This window comes from Nocardioides aestuarii, from assembly GCF_039527245.1.
GTDB lineage: Bacteria > Actinomycetota > Actinomycetes > Propionibacteriales > Nocardioidaceae > Nocardioides > Nocardioides aestuarii.
Window position 1 is genome coordinate 2876671 of record NZ_BAAAJT010000002.1, and the last position, 15481, is coordinate 2892151.

Annotated in this window: 17 protein-coding genes and 1 riboswitch; of the genes, 13 read left to right on the forward strand and 4 right to left on the reverse strand. The window is 72.1% G+C overall.

The window, feature by feature from the left end; genetic code table 11:
- Positions 1-9: 9 nt before the first annotated feature.
- Both ABD091_RS14495 and ABD091_RS14500 read right to left on the reverse strand, forming a co-directional pair.
- Positions 10-546, reverse strand: coding sequence for a VOC family protein (locus ABD091_RS14495; protein WP_343919648.1), 537 nt, complete (start codon positions 544-546; stop codon positions 10-12).
- Positions 547-571: 25 nt separating this feature from the next.
- Complete coding sequence (locus ABD091_RS14500; RefSeq protein ID WP_343919650.1) at positions 572-1435, reverse strand: M23 family metallopeptidase; 864 nt, start codon at positions 1433-1435, stop codon at positions 572-574.
- Positions 1436-1665: 230 nt separating this feature from the next.
- Between ABD091_RS14500 and ABD091_RS14505 the strand changes: the two genes are divergently transcribed.
- The 8 genes from ABD091_RS14505 (at position 1666) to ABD091_RS14540 (ending at position 7636) form a co-directional block, all read left to right on the forward strand.
- Positions 1666-2082 (forward strand): cobalamin B12-binding domain-containing protein, encoded by a 417-nt coding sequence (locus tag ABD091_RS14505; protein WP_343919652.1) that lies wholly within the window; start codon positions 1666-1668, stop codon positions 2080-2082.
- A gap of 130 nt (positions 2083-2212) precedes the next feature.
- Positions 2213-3382, forward strand: a complete 1170-nt coding sequence (sucC, locus tag ABD091_RS14510) for an ADP-forming succinate--CoA ligase subunit beta (protein ID WP_343919654.1) — start codon at positions 2213-2215, stop codon at positions 3380-3382.
- Between the two features lie 16 nt (positions 3383-3398).
- Positions 3399-4280, forward strand: coding sequence for a succinate--CoA ligase subunit alpha (sucD, locus tag ABD091_RS14515; RefSeq protein ID WP_343919656.1), 882 nt, complete (start codon positions 3399-3401; stop codon positions 4278-4280).
- 92 nt (positions 4281-4372) lie between these two features.
- Positions 4373-4786 (forward strand): VOC family protein, encoded by a 414-nt coding sequence (locus ABD091_RS14520; protein ID WP_343919658.1) that lies wholly within the window; start codon positions 4373-4375, stop codon positions 4784-4786.
- A gap of 76 nt (positions 4787-4862) precedes the next feature.
- The gene (locus ABD091_RS14525) at positions 4863-5270 is read left to right on the forward strand and encodes a VOC family protein (RefSeq protein ID WP_343919660.1); all 408 of its coding nucleotides are present in this window, start codon (positions 4863-4865) and stop codon (positions 5268-5270) included.
- Positions 5271-5304: 34 nt separating this feature from the next.
- Positions 5305-6072, forward strand: coding sequence for an ABC transporter ATP-binding protein (locus ABD091_RS14530; RefSeq protein ID WP_343919662.1), 768 nt, complete (start codon positions 5305-5307; stop codon positions 6070-6072).
- Positions 6069-6851 (forward strand): ABC transporter permease, encoded by a 783-nt coding sequence (locus ABD091_RS14535; protein WP_343919664.1) that lies wholly within the window; start codon positions 6069-6071, stop codon positions 6849-6851. Before ABD091_RS14530 ends, ABD091_RS14535 begins: the two co-directional genes overlap by 4 nt.
- Positions 6852-6865: 14 nt before the next feature.
- On the forward strand, positions 6866-7636 hold the full coding sequence (locus ABD091_RS14540) for a MerR family transcriptional regulator (protein WP_343919666.1): 771 nt from the start codon (positions 6866-6868) through the stop codon (positions 7634-7636).
- 3 nt (positions 7637-7639) lie between these two features.
- Here the strand turns inward: ABD091_RS14540 and ABD091_RS14545 are convergent, their stop codons facing one another.
- Positions 7640-9475, reverse strand: a complete 1836-nt coding sequence (locus ABD091_RS14545) for a SigE family RNA polymerase sigma factor (protein ID WP_343919668.1) — start codon at positions 9473-9475, stop codon at positions 7640-7642.
- Positions 9476-9613: 138 nt separating this feature from the next.
- Between ABD091_RS14545 and ABD091_RS14550 the strand changes: the two genes are divergently transcribed.
- The 5 genes from ABD091_RS14550 (at position 9614) to ABD091_RS14570 (ending at position 14366) form a co-directional block, all read left to right on the forward strand.
- Entirely contained in the window at positions 9614-10858 is a 1245-nt protein-coding gene (locus ABD091_RS14550; RefSeq protein ID WP_343919670.1) for a cell division protein PerM, read from the forward strand.
- A gap of 22 nt (positions 10859-10880) precedes the next feature.
- Positions 10881-11474, forward strand: a complete 594-nt coding sequence (gene purN / locus ABD091_RS14555; RefSeq protein ID WP_343919672.1) for a phosphoribosylglycinamide formyltransferase — start codon at positions 10881-10883, stop codon at positions 11472-11474.
- 3 nt (positions 11475-11477) lie between these two features.
- Positions 11478-11549: riboswitch (ZMP/ZTP riboswitch) on the forward strand.
- A gap of 39 nt (positions 11550-11588) precedes the next feature.
- Positions 11589-13160 (forward strand): bifunctional phosphoribosylaminoimidazolecarboxamide formyltransferase/IMP cyclohydrolase, encoded by a 1572-nt coding sequence (gene purH, locus ABD091_RS14560; protein WP_343919674.1) that lies wholly within the window; start codon positions 11589-11591, stop codon positions 13158-13160.
- 25 nt (positions 13161-13185) lie between these two features.
- The gene (locus ABD091_RS14565) at positions 13186-14037 is read left to right on the forward strand and encodes a bifunctional methylenetetrahydrofolate dehydrogenase/methenyltetrahydrofolate cyclohydrolase (protein ID WP_343919676.1); all 852 of its coding nucleotides are present in this window, start codon (positions 13186-13188) and stop codon (positions 14035-14037) included.
- A complete protein-coding gene (locus ABD091_RS14570; RefSeq protein WP_343919678.1) occupies positions 14034-14366 on the forward strand; it encodes a DUF3017 domain-containing protein in 333 nt (110 codons plus the stop codon). The genes ABD091_RS14565 and ABD091_RS14570 overlap by 4 nt, the downstream gene beginning before the upstream one ends.
- A 110-nt stretch (positions 14367-14476) precedes the next feature.
- Here the strand turns inward: ABD091_RS14570 and ABD091_RS14575 are convergent, their stop codons facing one another.
- Positions 14477-15463, reverse strand: coding sequence for a malate dehydrogenase (locus ABD091_RS14575; RefSeq protein WP_343919680.1), 987 nt, complete (start codon positions 15461-15463; stop codon positions 14477-14479).
- Positions 15464-15481: the final 18 nt, after the last annotated feature.

The following is a 15481-nucleotide window of genomic DNA, read 5'->3' on the forward strand; positions in this document are numbered from 1 at the left end:
GCGGGCGGGTCAGGCGAGCGGCGTGCCGTCGACGTCGGCCTCGACGTGCCACGGACCCTCGCGGACCTCGATGCCGGCCACGCCGGCGAGCTCCTGCGGCGCGGGGGTCGTGACCGTCAGTCTTGTCAGCGACCCGCCGTCGGGAAGACCCGCGGGCCGCGGTGAGTCCAGCCAGTCGATGTAGAACAACGGGGTCCCGGTGAACTGGACCTGCCAGGACATCGACGTCCCGTCGGGCCGTCGACGTGACATCGGGACGGGGTCCTCGAGGTCGTCCCGCGCGACCGCGAGGGTCACCAGGGCCGGCTCCCCGCGACCTCGGGCGAGATCGGCGAAGCGCGACGACCGCCCCTGCTGCGCGGGATCGAGGGCCAGCACCTCCAGGTAGAGGTCGCCCAGGCCGAGCAGTGCGTTGCGGGTGCCGAGTCCGGGGTGGACCCCGCCGGGCGCGGGCGTCACGCCGAGGCGTCGCGCGACCCACTCGGTCCCGACCGCGAGGTCTGCCGAGGCCACCACGAGGTGGTCGACGGACGGGCGTGCGGCCATGGGCGCACGATAGTCGGGCGAGGCGTCAGGGGGTGACGCCGTGGACGAGGAACGCGGCGTACGGGTCGACCGGGTCGCCGCCGCCGGGCCGCACCTCGACGTGGAGGTGGGAGCCGGTGACGTTGCCGGTGGAGCCGACGGCGCCGATGACCTCGCCGGGGGCCACGGTGTCGCCCTCGCTGACGCTGAAGCTCGACTGGTGGCAGTACCAGATCTCGGTGCCGTCCTCGAGGGTGACGACGGTCTTGTTGCCGTAGGACCCGTCGTAGCCGACCGACGTCACGGTGCCGGCGGCGATCGCCATGATCGACTGGCCGTCGACGCCGTTGAAGTCGAGGCCGGTGTGATAGCTGGCCCACAGGCCGTAGTCACCGAACTCGGCGGTCGTGATCGAGGGGCTCAGCGGGAGCACCCAGCGGTTGTCCTCGATCTTCTTCGACTGCTTCTCGGCGAGCTGGGCGAAGCGGGCGAGGGCGGCGTCGCGTCGCTTGGTCATCGCCTCGGCCTCGGCCACGAGGTCGGCGTCCGCGGCGTCGGCGAGGGCGTCGCGCCGCGAGTCGCGGGAGAGCGTGGAGCGTCCGCGCAGGGCGTCGCTGCTCGACTGCCCGCTGGCGCCGCTGAGCGCGTTGGCGGCGACCAGGCGGTGGTTCTCCGGCCCGCCGAGGCCGGAGTCGGACACGGTGACCGCGCCGCCGACCGAGGCGCTCAGGGCGGCGAGCCCGACGAGCACCGGGAGCGAGGGCAGACCACGGAAGAGCGGCCCGCGGGAGCCGGTGTGGCGGTTGGCCTTGCGGCGGCCACCACCGGCCGTCAGGACCGGGGCCGCGGCAGGCGGAGTCGCCTCGGACCGGCGGCGGGGGCCGCGGCGGTCCGCACGGTGGTTACCCATGAAGCAGTAGCTCTTCCGGTCGGGGACGGGGGTGGTCTGGTCCGGAGACAACGAGAAAGGACTGTAACGGATTGATCACGCGCCACGTAATCCCGGTCTGGAGCATTGTGGATTGTTTGTGACCTTTGCGTGCACGTCCTGTGAACGGTGCAGGCGGGGCGGTGTCCCGCCGGTGGGACTTGGCCGAAGCCGGTCCGTGGCGAGGATCACGCCTCCGTTACCCTGCCGCCATGAGCGCGCAGCCACCCGTGGGCCGGATCCGGATCGTCGTCGGCAAGCCCGGCCTCGACGGCCACGACCGGGGCGCGAAGATCGTCGCCCGGGCGCTGCGCGACGCCGGCCACGAGGTCATCTACACCGGGCTCCACCAGACGCCGGAGCAGATCGTGGAGACCGCGATCCAGGAGGACGCGGACCTGATCGGCCTCTCGGTGCTGTCCGGGGCCCACATGACGCTGTTCAAGAAGCTGCTCGAGCTGCTCGCCGAGCGCGACGCCTCCGACATCGTCGTCTTCGGCGGCGGGATCATCCCCGAGGAGGACATCCCGGTCCTCGAGGAGATCGGCGTGGCGAAGGTCTTCACGCCCGGTGCGCCGACCCACGAGATCACCGGCTGGGTGGCCGACCACTTCGCCGTCGGCGCCTGACTCCCGGCGTACGCCCTGTTCGACGCTTGACCCGACCTGCCGTGACCCGCGACACGGGACTAGGGTGCGAAGGCCGGATCCCAAGCCCTGAGACGGGGCGTGTCGAACAGAACGAAGGACTGGGCGAACAGTGGACTTGATGGAGTACCAGGCGAAGGAGCTCTTCGCCAAGCACGGAGTGACGACCACCCTCGGTGTGGTCGCCGAGACCCCCGAGGCCGCGCGCGCGGCGGCGGAGGAGATGGGCGGCGTGACCGTCGTCAAGGCGCAGGTCAAGGCCGGCGGCCGTGGCAAGGCGGGCGGCGTGAAGATCGCCAAGACCGCCGACGACGCCGAGTCCTACGCCCGCGACATCCTCGGGATGGAGATCAAGGGCCTGACGGTCAACCGCGTCCTCGTCACCCCGGCGACCCCGCCGGTCGACGAGTACTACTTCTCCTTCCTGCTCGACCGCTCCAACCGCACCCACCTGTGCATCGTGTCGGTCGAGGGCGGCGTGGAGATCGAGGAGGTCGCCAAGACCAACCCCGACGCCGTCCGGAAGATCCCCGTCGACGCCCTCGAGGGCGTCACCCCGGAGAAGGCCGCCGCGATCGTCGACGAGGCCAAGTTCCCCGCCGAGCTGCGCGACCAGGCTGTCGAGCTGGTGCAGCAGCTGTGGAAGGTCTACGTCGAGGAGGACGCCACGCTCGTCGAGATCAACCCGCTCGCGCGGCTCGAGGGCGACAAGCTCGAGGCGCTCGACGGCAAGGTGTCGCTCGACGACAACGCCTCCGAGGTCCGCCACCCCGAGCACGAGCAGTTCGAGATCCGCGAGGAGGCCGACCCGCTCGAGGCGAAGGCCAAGGACAAGGGCCTCAACTACGTCAAGCTCGACGGCGAGGTCGGCATCATCGGCAACGGCGCGGGCCTGGTCATGTCGACCCTCGACGTGGTCGCCTACGCCGGCGAGGCGCACGGGGGCGTGAAGCCCGCCAACTTCCTGGACATCGGTGGGGGTGCGAACGCCCAGGTGATGGCCGACGGTCTCGACGTCATCCTCAATGACGCGCAGGTCAAGAGCGTGTTCGTCAACGTCTTCGGCGGCATCACCGCCTGCGACGAGGTCGCCAACGGCATCAAGGGGGCGCTCGAGATCCTCGGCGACGAGGCGACCAAGCCGCTCGTCGTCCGCCTCGACGGCAACAACGTCGACGCCGGTCGCGCGATCCTGAACGAGCTCAACCACCCGCTGGTCACCCAGGTCGACACCATGGACGGCGCGGCCGACAAGGCCGCCGAGCTGGCCCACGGCGCCTGAGGAGGAGAGAAGAACAATGTCGATCTACCTCAACAAGGACTCCAAGATCATCGTCCAGGGCATGACCGGCGGCATGGGTGCGAAGCACACCACGCTGATGGTCGAGTCCGGCGCCGACATCGTGGGCGGCGTCAACGCCCGCAAGGCCGGCACCACCGTCGAGCTCGGCGGCAAGGAGCTGCCGGTCTACGGCACCGTCGAGGAGGCGATGAAGGAGACCGGTGCGAACGTCTCGGTCGCCTTCGTGCCGCCGGCGTTCACCAAGGACGCCTGCATCGAGGCCATCGACGCCGAGATCCCGCTCCTCGTCGTCATCACCGAGGGCGTGCCGGTCCAGGACACGGCCGAGGTCGTGGCCTACCTCGACGGCAAGTCGACCCGGATGATCGGTCCCAACTGCCCGGGCATCATCACGCCCGAGGAGTCGCTGGCCGGCATCACGCCCCACACCATCGCGGGCAAGGGTCCGATCGGTCTGGTGTCGAAGTCGGGCACGTTGACCTACCAGATGATGTACGAGCTGAAGGACCACGGCTTCACGACCGCCATCGGCATCGGTGGTGACCCGATCATCGGCACCACTCACATCGACGCGCTCGAGGCGTTCGAGAACGACCCCGAGACCAAGGCGATCGTGATGATCGGCGAGATCGGCGGCGACGCCGAGGAGCGCGCCGCGGCCTACATCAAGGACCACGTGACCAAGCCGGTCGTCGGCTACGTCGCGGGGTTCACCGCCCCGGAGGGCAAGACCATGGGCCACGCCGGCGCCATCGTGTCGGGCTCCTCGGGCACGGCGCAGGCCAAGAAGGAGGCCCTCGAGGCCGTGGGCGTGAAGGTCGGCAAGACGCCGTCCGAGACCGCCGACCTGATGCGCGAGATCGTCAAGAACCTCTGACGATCGCTGCACCGACGACGAGGGGCCGGACCCGGTTGGGTCCGGCCCCTCGTCGCCGTCCGATCGACCGGACGCCCGGATAGGTTGGCCGCGTGACACGGAAGCGACAGGGGTACGGGCCCGGGCGTGGGGAGCTGGTCGTCGTCGTGGACTGCGCGGACGTGCGTCGATCAGCAGGCTTCTGGACCGAGGTGCTCGGCTATCTCGACGCGGGCGGGGGCAGCACGAGGTACTGCACCCTGCTTCCTGCCGATGGCCAGGGTGTGGAGGTGCTCCTGCAGCGGGTGCCTGAGGTCAAGGCCACCAAGAACCGGATCCACCTGGACCTGCGAACCCCTGACCTCGACGCCGAGCTGGCGCGGGTCGTGGGTCTGGGTGCGCGCGTCGTCTCGTCGGAGCCGTTCTCGGAGTTCGGCTGGACGTGGCACGTGCTGGAGGACCCCGACGGAAATGAGTTCTGTGTCATCCAGCCTCCCGCCGAGCACTGGGCGGAGGACGCGAGCTAGGGGTTCACCTGGAACCGAGCGCTCAGGCTGCCGCTCAGCGGGCTGGCTCGGGTCCCACGTCTGGCAGGATCACCGCGTGCTGAAGCTGACCGACGTGATCATCGACTGCCCGGACGCGATGGAGCTGGCGGGCTTCTACTCCGCGGTGGTGGGGCTGCCGGTCAAGGAGGACAGCACCGAGCAGTGGGCGGGGATCGCGCTGGGTGGTCTCGAGCTCGCCTTCACCCCGGTCGAGGACTACCGCGCCCCGCAGTGGCCGGCGAGCGAGCACCCGAAGCAGTTCCATCTCGACTTCGAGGTCGACGACCTCGTCGCCGAGCACGAGCGCGTCGTCGCCCTCGGTGCGACCCTGATGTCCGCGCACGTCGGACCCGAGGGCCACGGCTTCCACGTCTACACCGACCCGGTCGGCCACCCCTTCTGCCTGTGCCGCAACCAGGGCGTCACGTGGACCGACGACGGGCCGGTGTGGCCGGGGGCTTGACCTTGACGCTGCGTCAACCCCCGACGCTGTGGGCATGACCTCACCGACACCCGCCATCGAGGCGGTCGGGATCACCAAGGCGTACGGCGACCAGCCGGTGCTGCGGAGCCTCGACCTCACCGTGCCCAGCGGCACCGTCCATGCCCTGCTCGGGCCCAACGGCGCCGGCAAGACCACCCTGGTCCGCATCCTGTCCACCCTGATCAGCGCCGACGGCGGAGAGGCCCGCGTCGCGGGCCACGACGTCGCCACCGATCCCACCGGCGTACGCCGCAGCATCGGCGTGACCGGTCAGTTCTCGGCCGTCGACGACCTCCTCACGGGCCGCGAGAACCTGCGGCTGATGGCCGACCTTGCCCACCTCGGCCGGCGTGAGGCGGCCGCGAGGACCGACGAGCTGCTCGCGACGTTCGGGCTCACCGACGCCGCCGACAAGCGGGCGGCGGCCTACTCCGGCGGCATGAGGCGCCGGCTCGACCTCGCCATGACCCTCGTCGCCCGGCCGCGGGTGATCTTCCTCGACGAGCCGACGACCGGACTCGACCCGCGCAGCCGCCGCGACCTCTGGCAGGTCGTCCGCGACCTCGTCACCGACGGGGTGACGGTCCTGCTGACGACGCAGTACCTCGAGGAGGCCGACCAGCTCGCCCACACCGTCGGTGTGCTCGACCGGGGCCGGATCGTCGCCGAGGGCACCCCGGCACAGCTCAAGGAGCAGGCCGGGGGAGAGACCCTCGACGACGTCTTCCTCGCCCTGACCGGGCACGCGGCCGAGCCGACCGCGACGGAGGTGACGGCATGAGCACCTACGTCCTCACGGACAGCACGACGCTGTTCCGGCGCAACCTCAGGCACCTGCTGCGCTATCCGTCGCTGACGGTGATGATCGTCGCGATGCCGCTGGTGTTCCTGCTGCTCTTCGTCTTCGTCTTCGGCGGCACGATGGGGGCGGGCCTGCCGGGCGGCACCGGCCGCGCCGACTACCTCGACTACATCACGCCCACGCTGCTGGTCATGACGGTCGCGGCGGTCGCCCAGAGCACGGCGATCCTGGTCGCGAAGGACGCGACCGAGGGCATCATCGACCGGTTCCGGACCATGCCGGTCGCACGCTCGGCCCCGCTGACCTCGCACGTGCTGGCCGCCATGGTGCAGACCGTCGTCGGCGTCGCCGCCGTCCTGGCCACCGCGGTGCTGCTGGGCTATCGCAGCGACGCCGGCGTGGCCGGCTGGGCCGGCGCCGTCGGGATCCTGCTGCTGATGGGCTGGGCCGTCACGTGGCTCTGCGTCGCGATCGGCCTGGCGAGCGGCAGCGTCGAGGCGGCGAGCAACGCCCCGATGCCGCTGATCCTGCTGCCCTTCCTCTCCAGCGGCTTCGTCCCGACGGACACGATGCCCGCCGGGCTCGCCTGGGTCGCCGAGCACCAGCCGTTCACGCCGATCATCGACACCCTCCGCGCCTGCCTCGACGGCCGGGCCCCCGGCGCCGACGCGTGGTGGGCGGTCGGCTGGTGCGTGGCGATCTCGGCCGTGTGCTTCTGGTGGGCGAGCCGCGTCTTCGGGCGCGTCCGGGCGAGCTGAGGCAGGCTGAGGGCATGCTCACGATCGGCCAGCTGGCGTCGTACGCCGGGGTGACGGTGCGCGCCGTGCGCCACTACCACCACGTCGGGCTGCTGCCGGAGCCCGCACGCGACCACTCCGGCTATCGCTCGTACGACGCCGCCGCGGTCGTCCGGCTGGTCCGGATCCGTACGCTGGCCGAGGCGGGCGTGCCGCTCGCACGGGTCGAGGAGCTGCTCGACGCCGACCCGGACGATTTCGCAGCTGCGGTCGCGGAGATCGACCAGCGGCTCCGGGCAGAGGTGCAGGCGCTGCAGGAGCACCGGCGGCGGATCGCCGCGCTGGCCGCGGGCGACTCGCTGGCGCTCCCGCCGGAGGTCGTCGCCTACCTCGACCGGCTGCGTACGCTCGGCGTCGCGGAGGAGATGGTCCTCGGCGAGCGCGACGGCTGGATCCTGATGGCCGCGCGCTGGCCGGACCGGATCCCGGAGTTCATGGTCGACAAGCAGCAGCGGCTGGACGACCCCCGCACGGTGCGGCTCTACCTGCTCATCGGCGAGCTCGCCCAGGAGGGCTACGACGAGGAACGGCTCGTCGAGGTCGCCGACCTGATGGTCGAGCTCACCGAGGAGTCCGAGCGCGACGGCGAGCTCGAGCTCGCCGAGGAGGAGATGGGCGACGACGCGTTCATCGCGGTGATGGACGCCTTCGCCACCGACGCCCACCCGATGGTGGCCCGGCTCCAGGAGCTGATGGCCGAGCGCGGCTGGACCGGCTGGAGCAACATGCAGCGCAGCGGGACCTGACGGTCAGCGCTGCTTCTTCGGCAGGTCGTCGAGCCGGGCCAGCGCGCGGCGTACGAGCGCGTCGAAGTCGTCGGCCTCGATGAAGACGCCGCCTCCCGGGACGAATCCGACCTGGCCGACGGTGCCGCCCTGGCGGGCGATGCCCATCAGGTAGGTGACCGTCTCGTTGTCGCTCACTTCCGCCCGGACGCGCCACAGCGAGAGGTCGGAGTCCTTCGTCTCGTCGCTGGCCAGCGACTCGACCTCGCTGCCGGCGTCGCGGTCGGAGCAGGACGCCATCTTCTTGCGGACCTCGTCGACGAGCGCCTGCGCCCGCCCCTCGGGCATCCGGCCGACGGTCTCGGTGAGGCCGAACTGGGCAGGCAGCTTCGCCTGGGGCACGAGGAAGGTGCGGGTCACGGCATTGGTGACGTACTTCTGCGAGAACTCCGTGTTGTCGCACCGCGTGGAGGCGGTGTTGGTGCGGGCCTCGCGCGGCTCGGTGCCGACCCACGGCTTGGAGACCCCGACCAGAGGCGGCAGGTCGGACTCCACCAGGAGCCCGGGAACCTCGCCGACCGTCACCGGGTCGGTCTCCTCCATGTCGGTGTCGTCGGCGCACTTGGCGTTGGGGGTCGTCCGGCACAAGCCGTTGACCCCGGAGCCGAGCAGGTCGACGGAGGCCCCGAGAGCGGGGTCGTCGGTCGCGGCCGAGCGGCTGACGGTCGTCGTGACGATCTGGCCGGTCCGGGCCACGCCGACGACGAAGGTCTCACCGGAGCCCTTCCAGCTGCGCAGGTGGAACATCATCGCCTCGTCGCCGACGCCGGAGACGGCGTAGGTGCCCATCAGCTGGGTCTGCGGCGTCACGCAGCCGCCGTACCAGCGGAGCATCCGCTCCCACGCCCTGCGGGACGTCGAGGTGGTCTTCGACAGCTCGGCGTACTGCACCGCCGAGGCGGCGGGCTCGCGCTTCGACCCTTCCGACGCGAAGGTCCGCACGAGGGTCGACACGCCCTGGGGGTCGGCGTAGCGGTCCTGCTGGCAGGGCGCCACCCGCCCCGAACCGCGCGAGTTGTCGGAGGTCTTCTTCTCGGTCCAGTCGCCACCGATCGCGTCGCCGACCTCGTCTGCCTCGAGCAGCCGGGCCGGCGTGAAGGCCGAGACGGGCGCGCCGTCGACGCCCGAGGCGGCGATGCTGCTGGTGTCGTCCTCGCGCAGCCGGGTGCTCCCCTCGACGGTGGAGCCGCTGACGACCGTGCCGGTCACGACGACGGCGGCGACGGCGACGGCCGCCCCCACCACCGTGTGGGTACGCCGCCGGGCAGCGCCGGCGCGGCGCAGGATCGAGGCCCGGGGCAGCCGGGTGTCGGTGACGAGGGTGGCGAGGTGGCCGAAGAGGAGCGGCACGTCGGCGGGGGAGGCCTCCCGGGCCTCGCAGAACGCGCCGGTCGCGGCGAGCGTGAGGCGCTCGGCCTCCCCGAGCGTCAGCCCGAGCTCCTTGGCTCGCTCGGTCATCGGGAGCGACGTGGTCTGGTCGAGCAGGAGCGCCTTGCGCTGCGACATCGGCAGCGAGCCCAAGGCGTCGAAGGTGGCCCGCGCCTCGGGGTCGAGGGCCTTGTCGCGGTGCCAGATCCGGGCCGTGTGGCGGCGCTGCGCCTGCGCCCACGCGTGGGGCCGCACCCACGACTCGGGGTCGGGCAGCCGACTCACCTTGCGCCAGTGGTGCCAGGTGACGATGAAGGAGTCGCGCACGGCCGAGCGGGCCGCGGGGAGGTCGCCGGTGAGCACGTAGGTCTGCAGCAGCAGGCGCGCGCGGGCGTCCTTGTAGAACGCGTCGTAGGCCTCGGGGTTGATCATGACCGATCCACCATACGGGTGAGGTCGGAGGCCCTGAAAACTCACCGGCGGGAGTGTGCACGCGGTCACGTGGGCCGGCTCACGACCTCGGCGTGGCAGCGCAGGACGGGCGCGGGAGCGGGTGATGATGGCCGGGCCATGACCTCCCTGCTCCCGGCCCCCGCCCGCGCGACGAGCCCGGCGACCGACCTGCGCCACCGCCGGCCGCTGCTCGCCGTGGGCCTGGCCGGAGGCGCCACGGCCGCACTCGGACTGCTCGTGGTCTGCCTCGGCGTCGCCGTGACCGGCTGGTTCCTCTCCGACGCGGCCTCCCACGGCGCCCCGCGCGACGCGCTCCGGATCGGTGCCCTCGGCTGGCTGATGGCCCACGGGTCGGGCGTGAAGGTCCAGGGCGTCGTCGTCACGGCGGTCCCGCTGCTGCTGACCCTGCTCGCGGCCTGGTCGTGCTGGCGCGTCGGCCACAAGGTCGGCAGCTCGGTCTCCGGCCACGGGCCCGACGCCGACCAGATCGCCGACGGCGAGCGGGACTGGACGGTCCCGGTCGCGCTCACCGCCTTCGCCCTCGGCTACACGGCCGTCACGGCCGTCACGCTGCGCCTGGCCGCGACCTCGGCCACGGCCCCCGACGGTGGCCGTGCGATCACCTGGTCGCTGGGGCTCGCCCTGCTCGTGGGCGGTCCGGCCATCGCCGTCGGCTCCGGCCGCGCCGCGATCTGGGCGACGGTCGTCCCGGCCAACCTGCGGGCCACCGCGGCCACCTGCCGGGCGGTGCTCCGCTCGGTCCTCCTCGCCGGCCTGGTCGCCTTCGTCGTCGCGCTGGCCGTCGACGTCTCGACCGCCGTCAACGTGATGGCCGGGCTGCGGCTGTCGGGCGGCGAGGCCGCCCTCTACGGCCTGCTCTCCCTCCTCGTCCTCCCCAACGCGACCCTCTTCTCGACCTCCTACCTGCTCGGTCCGGGCTTCATGGTCGGGGCTCAGACGATGGTCTCGCCGACCGTGGTGGTGACCGGTGCGCTGCCGGCCTTCCCGCTGCTCGCTGCGCTCCCCGACAGCGGCACGGTCCCGGCGTGGACGGTCGGACTCATGGCCGTCCCGCCCCTCGCTGCCGCACTCGGCGCGGCGCTCGCCCAGCGGCGCCGGCCCACCCTGCGGTGGGAGGAGGGCGCCCTGCGCGGCTGCGCCGGCGGGGTCCTCGCCGGCGTGCTGCTCGGCTGGCTGTCGCTGCTGGCGGGCGGTGCCGTCGGCCCCGGCCGGATGCAGCTGGTCCAGCCCTACGCCTTCGACGTCCTGGTCCACGCGATCACGGCGCTCGGCATCGGCGGCCTCGTCGGCGGGCTGGTCATGACCTGGTGGCAGCGGCGGACGCTGCGGCCGACCGACTGACCTCCCCGTAGGCTCCACCCCCGTGCGGCTCGTCGTCCTCGTCTCCGGTTCCGGCACCAACCTGCAGGCCCTGCTCGACGCCTGCGCCGACCCCGACTACGGCGCGGAGGTCGTCGCGGTCGGGGCGGACCGCGACGGCATCGAGGGACTGGCGCGGGCCTCGCGCGCCGGGATCCCGACGTTCGTGTGCCGCGTCGGCGACCACGACAGCCGCGAGGACTGGGACACGGCGCTGGCCGACTCCGTGGCGGCGTACGAGCCGGACCTGGTGGTCTCGGCGGGATTCATGAAGCTGGTCGGCGGCGGCTTCCTCGAGCGGTTCGCGATGGTCAACACCCACCCGGCGCTGTGCCCGTCGTTCCCCGGGATGCACGGGCCACGTGACGCCCTCGACTACGGCGTCAAGGTGACCGGCGCGACGCTCTTCGTCGTCGACGGCGGCGTCGACACCGGCCCGATCGTCGCCCAGGCCACCGTGCCGGTCGAGGACGACGACGACGTCGCCTCGCTCCACGAGCGGATCAAGGTCGCCGAGCGCGCGATGCTGGTCGACGCGGTCGGCCGGATGGCACGCGAGGGCTGGACCCTCGACGGCCGCCGGGTGCGGATAGGCTGACCCCACACGACTGGCGCAGGTGGGCCACCACCGGGGAGTGACCACGTCGGCGCATCGAACGCCTGGGTGCCCGACCTCGATACTCGATCCACCCCGAGCCCCGAGGAGTCACCCGTGACCCGCATCCAGATCCGCCGCGCCCTGGTCTCCGTCTACGACAAGACCGGTCTCGAGCCGCTCGCCCGCGGCCTCCACGACGCCGGCGTCGAGCTCGTCTCCACGGGTGGCTCCGCCGCCCTGATCGAGGGTCTCGGCATCCCCGTGACGAAGGTCGAGGACCTGACCGGCTTCCCCGAGTGCCTCGACGGCCGGGTCAAGACGCTCCACCCGCGCGTCCACGCCGGCATCCTCGCCGACCGCCGACTGGAGTCCCACGTCTCCCAGCTCGCCGACCTCGGCGTCGAGCCCTTCGACCTCGTCGTCTCCAACCTCTACCCCTTCACCCAGACGGTCGCGTCGGGCGCCACGCCCGACGAGTGCGTCGAGCAGATCGACATCGGCGGCCCCTCGATGGTCCGCGCAGCAGCCAAGAACCACCCCTCGGTCGCGATCGTGACCTCGCCCGAGCGCTACGACGACGTCCTGGCCGCGGTCGCCGCCGGCGGCTTCACCCTCGAGGAGCGGCAGCGGCTGGCCGCCGACGCGTTCGTGCACACCGCGACCTACGACGTGAACGTCGCCTCGTGGATGGGCAACGTGCTCACCGACACCAGCGACGGCGAGGGATTCCCGGCGTGGGTCGGCGGCACGTGGGAAAAGGCCTCGACCCTGCGCTACGGGGAGAACCCCCACCAGCGGGCCGCGCTCTACCTCAACGACGTCGGCAGCGGCCTCGCCCAGGCCGAGCAGCTCCACGGCAAGGAGATGTCCTACAACAACTACGTCGACACCGACGCCGCCCGGCGCGCGGCCTACGGCTTCGACGAGCCGGCGGTGGCCATCATCAAGCACGCCAACCCGTGCGGGATCGCCGTCGGGTCCGACGTCGCGGAGGCCCACCGCCGCGCCCACGCGTGCGACTCCGTCTCCGCCTTCGGCGGCGTCATCGCCGCGAACCGGCCCGTCTCGGTCGCGATGGCCGAGCAGGTGGCCGAGATCTTCACCGAGGTGATCGTGGCGCCGGCGTACGACGACGGAGCCGTCGAGGTCCTGCAGGGGAAGAAGAACATCCGGATCCTCGTCTGCGAGCCGCTGGGACGCGGCGAGGTGGAGATGCGACCGATCTCCGGGGGACTACTGGTCCAGGAGCGCGACTACGTCGACGCCGTGCTCGACGAGGGCGCGGGTGGCGACGACCCGTCGACCTGGACGTTGGCGACCGGTGAGGCGGCGTCCGCCGACGTGCTCGCCGACCTCGCCTTCGCCTGGAGGGCGTGCCGGTCGGTGAAGTCCAACGCGATCCTGCTCGCCCACGACGGCGCCTCGGTCGGCATCGGCATGGGCCAGGTGAACCGGGTCGACTCCTGCCGGCTGGCGGTCGAGCGGGCGGGGGAGCGGGCCGCCCGCTCGGTCGCCGCGTCCGACGCGTTCTTCCCGTTCGAGGACGGCCCGCAGGTCCTCCTCGACGCCGGGGTGACGGCCATCGTCCAGCCCGGCGGCTCCGTGCGCGACGAGCTCACGGTCAAGGCCTGCGAGGCCGCCGGCGTGACGATGTACTTCACCGGGACGAGGCACTTCTTCCACTGACCGTTCGTCTGCGAGGATCCCCACCGTGACTGCACAGAGGCTCGACGGCAACGCCACGCTGAAGGTGATCAAGGAGGAGCTCACCGAACGGGTGCGGCTGCTCGCCGAGCGGGGCGTCACGCCCGGGCTGGGCACCGTGCTGGTGGGCGACGACCCGGGCAGCCACTGGTACGTCGGAGCGAAGCACAAGGACTGCGCCGAGATCGGCATCACCTCGCTGCGGCGCGACCTGCCCGCCGGTACGCCGCAGGCCGAGGTCGAGGCCGTGATCGACGACCTCAACGCCGATCCCACGTGCACCGGGTTCCTCGTCCAGCAGCCGACGGGGCGCGACGAGTTCGCGCTGCTCTCGCGGGTCGACCCGGACAAGGACGTCGACGGCCTCCACCCGATGAACCTCGGCAAGCTCGTCCTCGGCAAGCCCGGGCCGCTGCCGTGCACCCCGGTCGGCGTCATCGAGCTGCTGCGCCGCCACGACGTCGAGATCGCGGGCGCCGAGGTCGTGGTCGTCGGCCGCGGGCTGACGGTCGGCCGGCCGCTCGGCCTGCTGCTGACCCGGCGTACGGAGAACGCGACCGTGACGCTGTGCCACACCGGCACCCGCGACCTCGCCGCCCACGTGCGCGAGGCAGACATCGTCGTGGCCGCCGCCGGCGTGCCCGGCATCATCACCGGCGACATGGTCAAGCCCGGCGCCGCCCTGCTCGACGTCGGTGTCTCGCGCGTCGAGGGCAAGATCGCCGGCGACCTCGCCGACGACGTCTGGGACGTCGCGGGCTGGGTGTCGCCCAACCCGGGCGGGGTCGGCCCGATGACGCGCGCGATGCTGCTCTCCAACATCGTCGAGGCCGCGGAGCGCGCGGCGGGGGTCGCATGAGCGAGGCCGCGTCCGAGCCCGCCCCCGACATCAAGCCGCCGGACCCTGCGCCGCGCCGCTACCCCTCCACCATCGGCGGGCTGCTCTACCTCGTCGCGCTGGCGGGCGTCATCACGGGGCTCGGCGTCGCCGCCCTCGACGACTGGCGCACCGGCGTCCGCGTCGTCGCCGCGTCGCTCGCCTTCGCCGCCGGCTGCCGGCTGGTGCTGCCGTCGCGGCAGGCGGGCATGCTCGCCGTGCGCCACCGCGCCTTCGACGTGCCCCTGTTGCTCGTCGTCGCCGGGCTGATCTGGTTCCTCGCCGGCGACATCCCCCAACAGCCCTTCTGAGCAGCACAGCCCGGCTCCGCGGAGCGGAACCGGGCGTGGGTGCTGCCAGATCGAGCGAGCGCCGCGACTGAGCCTGCGAAGTCGCGCAGGCGCTCAGTCGAGATCGAGCCTCAGATGAGCCCGAGGCCCTTCACCGCGTCGCGCTCCTCGGTGAGCTCGGCGGCCGTGGCGTCCATCTTCGCCCGCGAGAACTCGTTGATGTCGAGGCCCTCGACGATCTCCCAGTTGCCGTCCTTGGTGACGACGGGGAAGGAGTAGATGAGGCCCTCGGGGACGTCGTAGGAGCCGTCGGACCGGACCGCCATCGAGACCCAGTCGCCCTCGGCGGATCCGAGCAGCCAGTCGCGGGCGGCGTCGATGGTCGCCGACGCGGCCGAGGCCGCCGAGGAGGAGCCGCGGGCATCGATGATCGCTGCGCCGCGCTTGGCGACCGTGGGGATGAAGTCGTTCTCGAGCCACTCCTGGTCGTTGACGACGTCGGCCGCGATCTTCCCGCCGACCTCGGCGTGGAACAGGTCGGGGTACTGGGTGGCGGAGTGGTTGCCCCAGATCGTCATCTTCTTGATGTCGGTCACCGGCGCACCGGTCTTCGCTGCGAGCTGCGAGATCGCCCGGTTGTGGTCGAGGCGGGTCAGCGCGGAGAAGCGCTCCGCCGGGATGTCGGGGGCGTTGGACATCGCGATCAGGGCATTGGTGTTGGCAGGGTTGCCGGTCACGCCGATCCGGACGTCGTCCGCGGCCACCGCGTTGAGGGCCTTGCCCTGGGCGGTGAAGATCGCGCCGTTGGCCTCGAGCAGGTCGCTGCGCTCCATGCCCGGGCCGCGCGGGCGGGCACCGACGAGCAGGGCGAGGTTGACGCCGTCGAAGACCTTCTCGGCGTCGGCGCCGATCTCGACGCCGGCGAGGGTCGGGAAGGCGCAGTCGTCGAGCTCCATGACGACACCCTCGAGCGCCTTCAGGGCCGGCTCGATCTCGAGCAGCTGGAGCTGGATCGGGCGGTCCTGGCCGAGGAGCGCACCGCTCGCGAGGCGGAACAGGAGGCTGTAGCCGATCTGGCCGGCGGCACCGGTCACGGCCACCTTGAGCGGAGAGGTCACGTCGAGGCTCCTCGATCT